2 protein-coding genes are annotated in these 14,976 nt (G+C 30.7%); both read left to right on the forward strand.

Features of this window, described 5'->3' with window-relative positions; genetic code table 11:
- The first annotated feature begins 18 nt into the window (after positions 1 to 18).
- Positions 19 to 13,290: a non-ribosomal peptide synthetase gene (locus tag DS884_RS17415; protein WP_113787665.1), complete on the forward strand. Its 13,272-nt coding sequence runs from the start codon at positions 19 to 21 to the stop codon at positions 13,288 to 13,290.
- A gap of 23 nt (positions 13,291 to 13,313) precedes the next feature.
- Positions 13,314 to 14,976 (forward strand): condensation domain-containing protein (locus DS884_RS17420; RefSeq protein WP_233487182.1); only part of this gene is annotated, 1,663 nt, incomplete at its 3' end.

Genomic DNA, 14,976 nt, shown 5'->3' on the forward strand with positions numbered 1-14,976 from the left:
TAAAAAACATCCAAAAAAATGTTACCATTTAACGATTTGAATTCTGAAAAAAAACTTTCAGAAGATACATTAATGCATATTTTTAAAAAGCATTTAGATGAATCACCAAATAAAATTTTATACAGGTTTTTTGCCAATGGAGAAGAAGAAAATGATTCAAGAACATTTTTAGAATTATATAAAAAAGCTGAAATAATAGCTTCAAATATATTAAGACATGCTAAGCCAGGAGATCGTGTTTTATTATTGTATCCTTCTGGTTTGGAGTTTGCAGATGCTTTTTTTGGATGTTTATTAGCAGGTGTAATAGCTGTTCCTGCTTTTCCACCTCAAGGAAAACGAAGAATAGGACGATTAGAAAAAATAACAATAGATTGTAAAGCAACATTAGTACTTACAACTGATGTTGTTTATACTAAAAATATTAAGTGGTTTAGTAATGAGGTTTTTGCAAATGTTTCTTGGTTAAAAACAAATACATTAGAGTTTGTTTTCAACCAAGTCTTTCCAAAAATAAATACGAGCACAATTGCATTTTTGCAGTACACTTCTGGTTCTACAGGAGATCCAAAAGGAGTAATTGTTAATCATGCTAACATAATCGATAACAGTGAAATATTTCAAGATTGTTTTAAAACAACAAAAAAATCAATAGGTGTTTCTTGGTTACCAATATACCATGATATGGGGTTAATTGGTAATATTATTCAGGCATTATTTGTAGGGTTTGAACTAATTATTTTACCACCAACAGCTTTTATTCAAAAGCCTATAAGATGGTTAAGATTAATTTCTAAATATAAAGGGACTATGAGTTGTGCTCCAAACTTTGCGTATGACCTTTGTACAAATCAAATTAAAGAAGAAGATTTAAAAGAAATAGACTTAAGTAGCTGGGAAGTTGCTATTAATGGATCTGAACCAATTCGCCCAGGCACAATGGCAAAGTTTGCAGATCGATTTACGAACTACGGATTTAAAAGAGCAACATTGTTTCCAGGTTATGGGATGGCTGAAACTACGCTGGTAGTTAGTGGTTGTGAGTACGATAAGGAACCAACTATTATTTCATTAAAGAAAAATGAACTTCATGAGGGGAAAGTACTTCTCAATTCTACACCTGAAAATTCCATTCAGTTAGTAGGAAACGGACCTGTACATAAAAAGTTAAAAACAAGAATTGTAAACCCGGAAACAAAACAAATTTGTAAAGAAGATGAAGTAGGTGAAATATGGTTAAAAGGGAATAGCGTTACAAAAGGATATTGGAACAAAAGCGAATTGTCAAAAGAAATATTTGAAGCCTATACAAATAATGTAGAAGGAATAAAAAACGAGAATGATGGCCCTTATTTGCGAACTGGAGACATTGGTTTTTTAAATGGTAATGAAATATATATTTCAGGACGTTTAAAGGAAATGATGATTTTTAATGGAGTAAACCATTTTCCTCAGGATATAGAAAGAACTGTTCAGTTCGGTCATCCTGATTTACAAAATAATGCAGGAGCTGCGGCAACAATAAAAGTTAATGGAGTTGATAAGCTATTAATAATACAAGAGGTAAAACGTACTAGTATACGTGATTATGATGCTGAAAAAATTATAAAAACAGTTTGTCAGCTAGTATTAGCAGAACATGAGTTGTCTATATATAAAATTGTGTTAGTAAACCCTGGACGTATAAAGAAAACATCAAGTGGGAAAATACAACGATTAGGAACTAAAACAGCATATGAATCTGGTGATTTAGGTGGTGTTTTAGAAGAGTGGACAGCTGGTGAACAAATAGAGAAAAAAGAAAAAGAGTTAATAGAGAGTTGTAGTCAAAAAGCAGATAATAAAACTGAACTTATAACTTGGTTACGAGAAGAAATAAGTAATTTATTACAAATTACTCCTTCTCAGGTTAATTTAAATGATTCATTTGCAACTTTAGGATTAAGTTCACTACAAGTAGTTCGTTTATCCGGAGTATTATCAGAATATATTAAAAAAGAGGTGTCTCCAACACTTTTTTTTGAATTGGAGACTTTGTTAGATGTTGTTGTTTATGTTGAAACCGAATTAATAGATGACGAAAAAACGAATCATAATACGATTCAATCAATTACTCCTAGAATAGTTACAAATAGAGACAAGATACCAGCTTCTTTTGCTCAAAAGAGTATGTGGATCATTGATCAAATAGGAGGAAGTATAGAGTATCATGTTTTTAAAGCTTTTACTATTCCTCAATCTATTGATGTGAATTTACTAAAAAGAGCGTCAAAGAAATTGGTAAAGCGGCATGAAGCTTTACGTACTGTATTGCAATCAAACGAAGAAGGAGATTTACATCAAAATATTCTTTCTGAGGATTCATTTGAAATGGAGTATGTAGAGTTAGATTCAAATGAAAACAGTAAAATTCAGGAATTAATTAGCTTACCTTTTGATTTATCATCAGATTATCCATTTAGGTTATTTTTAATAAAAGGTACTTCTAATGGATATAAATTACTTTTAGTAGCACATCATATAGCGTTAGACGGATGGTCAGGAAAGATAGTTTTAGATGAATTAACTACAATTTATTCTGCTTTATTAGAAGGAGAAAAAGATGGTTTAAAACCTTTATCAATTAACTATGTTGATTATTCGTTTTGGCAAGAAGAATATTTTAAAGGAAATGTTTTAGAAAGTTTATTGAAATACTGGGAAGTTCAATTAAAAGGAGTTACTCCTTTAACATTACCCTATGATTTTCCAAGGCCAATAGTTCAAAGTAAAAAAGGAAGAAGAGTTGCTTTAGCCTTAGATGATCAATTGATTTATAGTTTAAAAAAGTGTGCTAAAAAAGAAGAAGTTACATTGTTTATGTTAATGATGTCTGCTTTTAAAGTGCTCTTGTATAGATATAGTGGAGAAACAGATATCTGCGTAGGTACACCAGTAGCGAATAGAACAACTAAAGATGTAGAATCTTTAGTAGGAATGTTTGTAAATACATTAGCATTAAGAAGTGATTTAGACAACAATCCATCTTTTACTACTTTGTTGAAGCAAGTAAAACAAACCAGTATTCAGGCTTATGCACATCAATTGGTTCCGTTTGAAAAAATAGTAGAGAAAATAGCTCCAGAAAGAAACATGGGATATAATCCTGTGTTCCAAGTAATGTTTGATATGCAAATAGATTTGGATATGGAGAACTTAAAGTTTGGAACTGAACAAATAGCTAGATACAATATAGACCATACTACGAGTATGTTTGATTTAACTTTTACAGTTGAAGATCATGGTGATGGATTATTACTTCAGGCAGAATATTGTACTGATTTATTTACAGAAGGTACTATCAGTCGAATGCTTAGTAATTATCAAAAATTACTTAAAAGTATAGTTAGTAATTCTACTCAAAAAATTAATTCATTATCGCTTTTATCTTCTTTCGAAGAAAATTTATTATTAGGAAGAATATCTACATCTGAAGGATTTAATTTTAATCCGAAGGCTGTTGATTTGAATAATGATTTACCAATAAATATACATTTTGAAAATGTAGTAGAAGAAAATTTAACATCGATAGCAATACTTCATAATGAAATATCATGGACTTATAACAATTTAAATATCTATGCTAATCAAATTGCTCATCTGTTATTAAGTTTAAATATTCAAGAAGAAAATTGTGTAGGAGTATATTTAGAAAGAAATGCAGAGTTTGTAGGTAGCATGATGGGAATAATAAAATCAGGAGGAGTATATACTCCTTTAGATACACAGAATCCACCATCACGAATTGAAAAAATGTTAAAGGAGAATACTTTTTCAGTTTTAATTACAACATCGAAACTATTGTCTGAATTAAAAATAATTAAGGATATTCCTATTGTTTTAATTGATGAGGCCTCTATTGAATTAAAAGAAGTTTACGAAAAAGAGGAGTTATTTCTATATGATAAAGAAAATTTAAAAAACCAAAAAACAACAAATCCAGTAAATAAGAATCGAATGGATAGTTGGGCCTATGTATTGTATACTTCAGGTTCAACTGGAGCACCTAAAGGAGCGATTACTAAACATGCTGGTGCAATGAATCACCTCTTAGCAGAATATAGATTATTAGACTTGCCAGATGGTTTCCGTTTTTTACAAAGTGCAGGTATTGGGTCAGATATCTCAGTATGGCAAATTTTAGGCCCTTTATTAAAAGGAGGGGTAAGTGTTATTGTTGATAAATTTGAATTACTAGATTATGAAACGTTAATATCAACAATAAATCAAACCAAAGTAGATATCGTAGAATTTGTTCCTACTTATATGTGGGGTTTATTGTCTTATATTAAAGAAACTAAAAAACCAGTAGCCTTAGATTTACAGTGGGTTATGTTGGTTGGAGAATCTATTCCTGTAGCTTTAGTTAATGAATTAAGAGAGCTTTACCCAGAAGTTCGCCTTTTAAATGCTTATGGCCCATGTGAAGCTTCAGATGATGTAATTCAATATGAAATTAAACAGGAGTTACTTGAGCAGCAGTCAAAAGTGCCAATTGGTAGAGTAATACCAAATATGAATGTTGCTATTTTAAATGATAGTTTGGGTTTATGCCCAATAGGAGTTGTTGGAGAAATTTGCGTTAGTGGTATAGGTGTTGGGGCTGGTTACTTAGGGTTACCAGAAAAAACTGCGACTAGTTTTATAAATAACCCATTTCCTGATTTGTTAGGAGATGTTATGTATAAAACAGGCGATATGGGAAGATGGTTACCAGATGGAAATATCGAATTTTTAGGAAGAGAAGATCATCAGGTAAAAGTTCGTGGACATCGTGTTGAGTTAGAAGGAATCGCTTCAGTAATTAGGAAATCTGATAGGGTAGAAGATAGTTATGTACTAGTATATAATGATGACAAAGGAGAGGAATTAGTATTGTGCTTTTTAGTGTTAAGTAAAATAGGGAAAAATTACGATGAGCATACAATAGCTAAGGTGTTAAATGATTTGTGTAGTAAAGAGCTACCAATTTATATGCACCCTTCACAATATTGTATTATTGAAGACTTTCCTTTGAACTTAAGTGATAAAGTAGATGGTAAGAAATTATTAACTATATATGAATCAGATTTTTCGGGTGATAGAGTACTACAAACAAATAACTACCAAGCACCGCGCACCAAATTAGAAGAAAAATTAACAGCTATATGGCAGAATTTATTAGGCATTTCTCAAATAGGTATTTATGATAATTTCTTTGAGTTAGGAGGTCACTCGTTGTTAGCAACTCGTTTGGTATCAGTAATTCGTAAAGAAATGGATACTGAAGTTACTATAAGGTCGATTTTTATGAATCCTACAATTGAAAGATTGAGCCTTCATATAGAAAAGTCTTCTGAGCAAGCTGTATTGCCAAGTCTTGTAGCTCAAGTAAGAGGAAACCGTATTCCATTGTCTTTTAGTCAAGAGCGCTTGTGGTTTATAGACCAATTACAAGGAAGTAGAGAGTACCATATGTCTGGTAGGTTAAAGTTCAAAGGAGTCTTAAACATTTCAATACTAGAAAAATCATTAAATAAAATTATTGATCGTCATGAAGTATTACGAACAATAATAAAGTCAGAAGACGGTATAGGATATCAAGAAGTTCTCTCACTTAACGAATGGAAACTAAGTTCAGCTATTGTAAATGAAAAAGAAGAAATTGAAAATGATATTATTGAATTTTCTGCAATTCCTTTTGATCTTTCTAAAGATTATATGTTTCGAGCACGTGTTTATGATGATGGAACAAACGATTATGTATTAGCTGTTGTTTTTCACCACATAGCTTGTGATGGCTGGTCAGAAAGTATTTTCACCCAAGAATTAGTTACAATATATAGTGCATTAGTAAAACAGGAAGAAATAAATATACCTCCATTATCATTACAATATGCTGATTACGCAATATGGCAACGTAAATATTTACAAGGTGAAATATTAGAAAATCAGTTGTCTTATTGGGAAAAGAGGTTGTTAGATGTATCCTCATTGTCATTACCTTTAGATTATTCAAGACCATCAGTTCAAGATACTTCAGGTAAAATGGTAACTTTTGAATTAGATAAAAGTTTAAAGAATAAAATTAATACACTTTGTAAGCAAGAAGAAGTAACCTTATTTATGCTTCTACTATCTGCTTTTAAGGTGCTTTTATCAAAATATAGTGGGCAAGATGATATTTGTGTGGGTACTCCAATAGCTAATAGAACGCAATCAGGAGTTGAAAATATGATTGGCTTCTTCATAAATACGTTAGCATTACGAACTGATTTAAGTGAAAATCCAACTTTTAAAGAAGTTTTACAACGTGTGAAAGAAGTAACTTTAAAAGGCTATGATAATCAGTTAGTTCCTTTTGAGAAAGTAGTAGATAGAGTGGTAGAAACTCGAGATATGAGTATGTCCCCTTTATTTCAAACAGTATTTGTTTTGCAAAATACACCAGATGTATTAGATACGAATCTTGATGGATTGGATGTTTCATTACATGCCGATGAAAACACCAATGCAAAATTTGATATTACATTAAATGCAGAAGAGCATAGTGAAGGAATTTCATTGAGTATAGAATATTGTACAGCTTTATTTAAAGAAGAAACAATTCATCGCTTATTTGCTCACTATCAAGAATTATTAGAAAATGTAGTTGTTGATAATAATCAACCAATAAATGAACTATCAATACTTACAAAAAAAGAAGAAAATAGTTTGTTGAATGTTTTTAATACTCCATCAGTTTTATATCCAAAAGATAAAACTATAATAAGTCTGTTTGAAGAACAAGTCCAAAAAACACCACAAAAAGTGGCTTTGGTATTTGAGGGAAAAGAAATGACTTATGAAATGTTAGATAAACAATCTAATCAGTTAGCTAGGTTTTTACAAAAGCAAGGAGTAACTGTAGAGGATTTAGTAGGGATTTGCATTGAACGTTCTTTTGAAATGATAATAGGATTGTTAGGGATTTTAAAAGCTGGAGGTGCTTATGTACCAGTTGACCCTAATTATCCTAAAGATCGAATTGAATATATTTTAGATGATTCAGAAGTATCTATAGTATTAAGTACAACACAAAGTGTATCTGCTATTGGAAATTTATCAGCGTTAAATATTGTTTTATTAGATAATGACTGGGATTCTATTTCTCTTGAGTTAGAAACTAAATTAAAACCAGAGTATACGCCCGAGAATTTAGCGTATGTAATTTATACATCAGGAAGTACAGGGAAACCTAAAGGAGTTTTATTAACACATTTGAATGTGGTACGATTATTTTTTCATGAAGGTAGTTTGTTTGATTTTAACGAAGATGATGTATGGTCTATGTTTCATTCGTTCTGCTTTGATTTTTCAGTATGGGAAATGTACGGAGCATTATTTTATGGTGGGCGTTTAGTTATTATACCAGATACTGAAACAAGGGATACAACTTCTTTTAAAAATACATTAATAAAAGAAGGTGTTACTGTTTTAAATCAAACCCCAGGAGCGTTTTATACATTACAAGAAGAGTTCTTTAGAACTACTGAAAAACATAAAGTTAGGTATGTCATTTTTGGAGGTGAAGCATTAAACCCTTCGTATTTAAAACAGTGGAAAGAATCTTATCCTACATGTAAATTAATTAATATGTATGGAATTACAGAAACTACTGTACATGTTACTTATAAAGAAATAACAGAAAAAGAAGTAGAAGATACTAAAAGCACTATTGGAAGAGCAATCCCAACACTAAATTGTTATATAGTTGATGATAATTTACAGCTTTTACCAGTTGGTATTATTGGAGAATTATGTGTTTCAGGATCTGGATTATCTAGAGGGTATTTGAATCGTGAAGAATTAACAGGAGAGAAATTTGTTTCAAATCCGTATGATACAGATAAAGAATCAAAATTATATAAGACAGGAGATTTAGGACGCCTATTGTCTAATGGAGATATTGAATATGTAGGGAGAAAAGATGATCAAGTAAAAATAAGAGGTTATCGTATTGAGTTAGGTGAAATTGAAAATGTATTATCAACTTGTTTAGATGTTAGGCATTGTTGTGTTTTAGCAAAAGAAGATTTGCATAAAGTAAAATATTTAGTTGGGTATGTGGTTGTTGATGGAACTATAGAAAAAGATACCTTACAAAATTACTTGAGCTTAAAGCTTCCTGATTATATGGTACCACGAATTTGGGTAGAATTAGAAGAAATGCCTTTAACTAGTAATGGTAAAATAAATAAGAAAAAACTACCATTACCAGATGTTTCTAAATTATCGAGTAATGAATATGTAAGCCCTAGAAATGAAGTAGAATCAGTATTAGTAGAGATTTGGGAAGAGTTATTAGAGTTGGATAAAGTAGGAGTTTATGATGACTTTTTTGAATTAGGAGGACATTCTTTGTTGGCAACACGATTGGTATCGATGATTCGAAAGAAGATGGAAATTGAAGTTGCTATCAAAACTATTTTTATGCATCCTACAATAGCAGGATTAGAAAAATATTTAGTAATAAATTCAAGGAAAACAATATTACCAACTATTGTTTCACAAGATAAAACAGCGCGTATTCCGTTATCTTTTAGCCAAGAAAGATTATGGTTTTTAGATCAGTTACAAGGAACAGATGAATATCATATTGTTGGAGGTTTAAAGTTAAAAGGGAATTTAAATTTAACTGTTTTAGAAGATTCATTAAAAATGATTGTGGATCGTCATGAAGTTTTACGAACAATAATTCATACAATAGAAGGGGTAGGTTATCAGGAAGTTATATCGTCAGAAGCTTGGGAGTTGACAAAAGTTACGCTAACCAATAACGATAATGAAAAAGAAATGGTAGCTAAGTTTATAGGTAGTCCATTTAATATTTCTGATGATTATATGTTTCGAGCATGTATTTTTCAAGTAAGTCAAAATGAGTATACGTTAGCTTGTGCTTTTCATCATATAGCAAGTGATGGATGGTCTATTCCAATTTTTATAAATGAGTTAGTATCCATTTATGAAGCGTTACGATTAAATAAATCAATAGCATTACCTAATTTATCAATTCAATATGCTGATTATGCATTATGGCAAAGGAAATTTATTGAGGGAGATTTTTTAGAAAACCAATTAGCATATTGGGAAAATAAATTAAAGGGAGTTTCTGTATTATCGTTACCTACAAATAAAGTACGTCCGTCTGTTCAAAGTACAGTTGGAGCAAGCATTAATTTCGAATTGAATAAATCATTAAAAGAAGCTATTGTAAAAGTTAGCCAAAATGAAGGAGTTACAGTGTTTATGTTTATGTTGTCTGCTTTTAAAGTGTTACTATATAAATATAGTGGGCAAAATGATATTTGTGTAGGAACTTCTATAGCGAATAGAACACAATCTGGAGTAGAAGATATGATAGGCTTTTTTGTAAATACATTAGCCTTAAGAAGTGATGTTAATAATGATCTTAGCTTTAAGAAGTTGTTAGCAGATGTTAAACAAACAACCTTGGAAGGGTATGATCATCAATTGGCTCCTTTTGAAAAAGTAGTAGATCGAGTAGTAAATACTCGTGATATGAGTATGACTCCATTATTTCAAGTGATGTTTGATTTGCAGAATACTGCTAAAAATGAGCAAATTAAATTAGGGGAATTAACTGCTGCTTCTTGTGACTTTGAAGAAAAAACATCACAGTTTGATATTACGTTAGTAGCTACAGAACATTCATCAGGAATTTCATTGCGTATGGAATATTGTACTGATTTGTTTGAAGAAAGTAGTATAAAACAAATGCTACTACATTATCAAGAGTTATTAATTAATACAACAGAAAACGTTTCTCAGAGCATCGATAATTTATCTGTATTAACCCCTCAAGAGGAAGATTTGTTGTTAGGGCGAGTAGCAAATTCAGAAGGAGTAAACTTTAACCCGAAAGAACAAGATTTAGGCAATACTTTACCAATAAATGTTCATTTTGAAAAAATTGTAGAAGAGTATTCAACATCTATTGCAGTAATTGATAAGGAGGTAACGTGGAATTATGAAGAACTAAATAGTTATGCCAATCAAATAGCCCATCAATTATTAACAATAGGTGTAAAAGAAGAGAAGAGTGTTGGAGTGTACTTAGATAGAAGTGGAGAATTTATAAGTTGTATGTTGGGTATATTAAAATCAGGGGGAGTATATACTCCTTTAGATACCCAAAATCCATCTTCACGTATAGAGAAAATGTTGTCAGAGAATGAGTTCTCTGTGTTAATAACAAGTTCAGCGTTATTATCAGGGTTAACTAAAGTTTCATTGTCAAATGTTATAGTAATTGATGAGTTACCAACTCATTTATTAGATAGTATAGAGGTTCAAGGAATAAACGTTTATGACTCTTTATTTGTAGAAAAACAACCTACAGTAAATCCACCCAATATAAATAGAATGGATAGTTGGGCTTATGTATTGTATACATCAGGCTCAACAGGTGCACCAAAAGGAGCGATTACACGTCATGACGGAGCAATGAACCATTTATTAGCAGAGTATAAACTATTAGAGTTAGCAGATGGTTTCCGTTTTTTACAAAGTGCAGGAATAGGTTCAGATATTTCAGTATGGCAAATTTTAGGACCATTATTAAAAGGAGGAGCAAGTGTAATTGTAGATAAATATGAGTTGTTAGATTATGAGTCATTATTAGAAACGATTACCCGAACAAAAGTAAGCTTGGTAGAGTTTGTTCCAACTTATATGTGGGGCTTATTATCTTATATAAAAGAAAGTAAAAGAGCAATAGCATTAACAACATTAAAATGGATAATGTTAGTTGGTGAAGCAATTCCAGTAGGATTGGTGAATGATTTACGACGTATTTATCCAGAAATCCGTTTGCTGAATGCTTATGGACCATGTGAGGCATCTGATGATGTAATTCAATTTGAGATAACTAAAGGCTTTCCAGAGAGTCAATCAAGAGTTCCAATAGGTCGCGTAATACCAAATATGAATGTTGCTATTTTGGATGATAATTTACAATTATGTCCAATAGGAGTAACTGGAGAGTTATGTGTAAGTGGAGTAGGAGTAGGAGCAGGTTATTTAGGGTTGCCAGAACGTACATCTCAGAGTTTTATACCCAACCCATACCCAGATTTATTAGGAGACGTACTTTATAAAACGGGAGATTTAGGAAGATGGTTACCAGATGGAAATATAGAGTTTTTAGGACGAGAAGATCATCAAGTAAAAATACGAGGACATCGAGTAGAGTTAGAAGGAATCGCTTCTGTATTAAGAAAGCCAGAATCAATAGAAGATATTCATGTTTTAGTTCATAAAGATGAAGCTGATAAAGAATTGTTATTATGCTTTGTGGTATTAAGTACTATAGGTTTAAATCATGATGAGGGTTCAATAACAGAGTTGTTGCATGAGTTGAGTAAGTCTGAATTACCAACATACATGCATCCATCACAATATTGTATAGTAGAAGAGTTTCCTCAGAACTTAAGTGATAAGGTAGATGCAAAGAAGTTATTGTCAATATATGAATCAGAATTTTCAGGAGAACGATCAATTCAAATAAATAATTATGTTTCTCCACGTAATGAGTTAGAAGAACACTTGGTGAATATTTGGCAAGAATTATTAGGAGTTTCACAAGTAGGAGTTTATGATAATTTCTTTGAATTAGGAGGAGATTCTATTATAACCATTCAAGTGGTTAGTCAAATGAAAAGGTTAGGATATCATATTAAACCTCGTGATTTATTTGAAAATCAAACTATTTCAGAGATTTCAAATGTTGTAACTAATGCAGTTTCTGTAAACCTAGGAGAACAAGGAACCTTAAAAGGAGATAGTTTATTATTACCTATTCAACAACTTTATTTTAAAGATGAGTATGTAGAGAGTGTAGCTAATAATCAATCAGTACTGGTTTCAGTTGATAAATCAATTAAACCAAGTTCAATTCAAAAAGCACTAGAATTATTAATGGGGCATCATGATGCTTTACGTTTTCAATATCAACAAATAGATACTAGTTGGAATCAGTCTTATGGAAACGATAAAGGTGTTTTAGAAAAGGTGAACTTATCAAATATCGATTTAGGAAAATTACCAGAATCGATTACTAAAACATGTGAACTATATCAGGAAAGTTTGGCTATTAATTCTGGAAAAGTTTTTAAAATGGTTTTAATAAAGACCCCAGAAGGAGAAGAAAAAAATCGATTGTTTATGGTAGGGCATCATTTGGTTATAGATGGAGTGTCTTGGCGTATTTTATTATCTGATTTAAGTCGTATTGTAGATGGGTTAGAACAAGGAAAAACTTTAAATTTAGGTGTAAAAGGGAATTCTTACCGTGAGTGGGGACTAGCTTTACAAGAGTATGTAACTAAAAAAACTATAGCTTCACAAGTAGGGTATTGGTCTAAAATTCATACACCTTATAAAACACTACCTGTAGATAAAAAAACAGTAGCTAAAAATCTATATAGCGATGTTGTAGAATATCAAATGATTTTAGATGAAGAAAATACTTCATTGTTGTTGCAAGAAATAAATCAAGCTTATGGTACTACAATCAATGACGTACTATTAGGGTGTTTAGGATTAACAATTAGTAAGTGGAGTAATAATGAAGAGGTTATTATTGGTTTAGAAGGACATGGAAGAGAGGAGGTTTCTGAAGGAGTTGATGTAAATACTACGATAGGTTGGTTTACTACGTTGTATCCCGTTTGTTTATCTATAAAAAAGGAAATGTCTTTAGGAGATGTATTAACTAGCACAAAAGAAAATTTAAGATGTATACCAAATAAAGGAATGGGCTTTGGTCTTTTAAAATATATGCACCCGTCTCAAGAAATAAGAAATCGTTTATCTACAGTCCAATGGGATATTGTGTTTAATTATCTAGGGCAATTAGATAATGCTATTGAAACAAATTCTTGGATAACAGAAGCTACAGAATTTCAAGGAAATGAGATAGGGGGTTCAACACCATTTAATAATAAACTGGAAATTAATGGAGGTGTTAAAAATGGAAAACTTCAACTTTCTTGGAGCTATTCATCAAAAGAATACGATGTTGAAACAATAGTAGAATTAGCAAATTCTTATGTGTCAAATTTGAAAGATTTGATACGTCATTGTAAAGAAAAAGAAACTAGAGTATATACACCTTCAGATTATGGTCTTGAAAAAGAAATAAAACATGAAGAATTAAATAAATTTTTAAGTACTACAACCACAGATTTAGAAGAAATTTTCAAAATCTAAAAACCAACTTCAATATAAAAGTAATGAAAAATTTTATTATAAAATTACAAGGATTACATCTGTTTTTAGTAGAAAAAAATGGAGAATTATCTCTTAATATGGATAAAGAAAAATTTAATAAAGATCCATATGATTTTAATGAAGATCCAGAAGGAATAATTCCTTTTATGAAAAACAATAAATTAGAGTTAATTGCATATTTAAAGGAAAAGCATAAAAAACCAGAAGCTATATATAAATTAAGTCCTTTGCAAGAAGGATTGTTATTTCATAAATTATATGATGAAGATTCAAGCGCCTATGTTGATCAGCTTGTTGTTGATTTACCTAGCGAATTAAATTTAAATGCATTTGAATCTTCATGGAATTATGTAATACAAAATCATACTATTTTAAGAAGTTGTTTTTTGTATGAAGAATTTAGTATTCCTGTGCAATGTGTGTATAAAGATGTAACCATGCCTTTTACTGTGGAAGACTATAGTAGTTTTTCACCAACAAAACAGGATAAGAAGTTAGCAACTTTTTTAGAAGATGATCTTAAAAAAGGGTTTGTGTTTACAGAAGCTCCTTTACTAAGAGTTGCAATTATAAAAATTAGTGATTCGAGTTATAAAATGGTATTCACAAGTCACCATATTATACTTGATGGTTGGTCTTTATCTATTTTATTGGAAGAGTTTTTAGAAACTTATGAATGTTTAGTAAAAGGAAATTCAGTACCGCATAGAAAAGAAGAACAGTATGAAGATTATATAAAATATATTGCTGAAAGAAATATTTTCGATGAAGAAAAGTTTTGGAAAACATATTTAAATGAATTGACTTCACCTTGTTTATTACCGTTTTCAAAAAGTATATCTAGTAATAAAGAAATTGGAAAAGCAAAAGAAAACGTATTAATAATTGATGCTGATTTTACAGAACGTTTAACAAAATATGCTAAACAAAATCATTTAACTATTAACACATTAGTTCAAGGAGCTTGGGCTTTGTTACTTTCTAAATATACTGGCGATTTAGATGTTGTTTTTGGTGTAACAGTTTCTGGACGTCCAGCAGAACTAGAAAACTCTGAAGATCGAATAGGGTTGTATATTAATACATTACCACTTTATGCTAAGTTAGAAGAAGGTGCTTTGGTTTTAGATTGGCTTAAGTCGTTACAACTAGGACATATGAAATCTAGAGAACATCAGTATACAAATCTTGCAGATATTCAAAGGTTTAGTGGTATTCAAGGAGACTTGTTTAATAGTATACTAGTATTTGAAAATTACCCTATTTCTGAAGCATTAAAAGAGGAAGATAGTATTCTTGATATTGGGAATATTATGGTTCAAGAGCAAACTAATTACCCATTAACTATTGATGTTAATCTTGGAGGAAAAGAGTTGAATATTCAATTTAGTTATAATGTAGCTTTATTTGATGCTAGTACTATAATGATGATACAAAATCATTTTAATACGGTATTACATCAAATAATAGAAAATCAAGATAAAAAGATATCAGAAGTTTCCATATTAACGACTGAAGAGGAAGATTTGTTGTTAGGGCGAGTAGCAAATTCAGAAGGAGTAAACTTTAACCCGAAAGAACAAGATTTAGGCAATACTTTACCAATAAATGTTCATTTTGAAAAGATAGTAGAAAAACATTCAGCATCTATTGCAGTAATTGATA

The sequence above is a fragment of the Tenacibaculum sp. E3R01 genome, from assembly GCF_003318185.1.
In the GTDB taxonomy this organism is placed as follows: domain Bacteria; phylum Bacteroidota; class Bacteroidia; order Flavobacteriales; family Flavobacteriaceae; genus Polaribacter; species Polaribacter halocynthiae.

Excerpts from the sequence above, each read along its gene's own strand:
- DS884_RS17415 (WP_113787665.1), top strand. The coding sequence starts at position 19 with ATGTTACCATTTAACGATTTGAATTCTGAAAAAAAACTTTCAGAAGAT.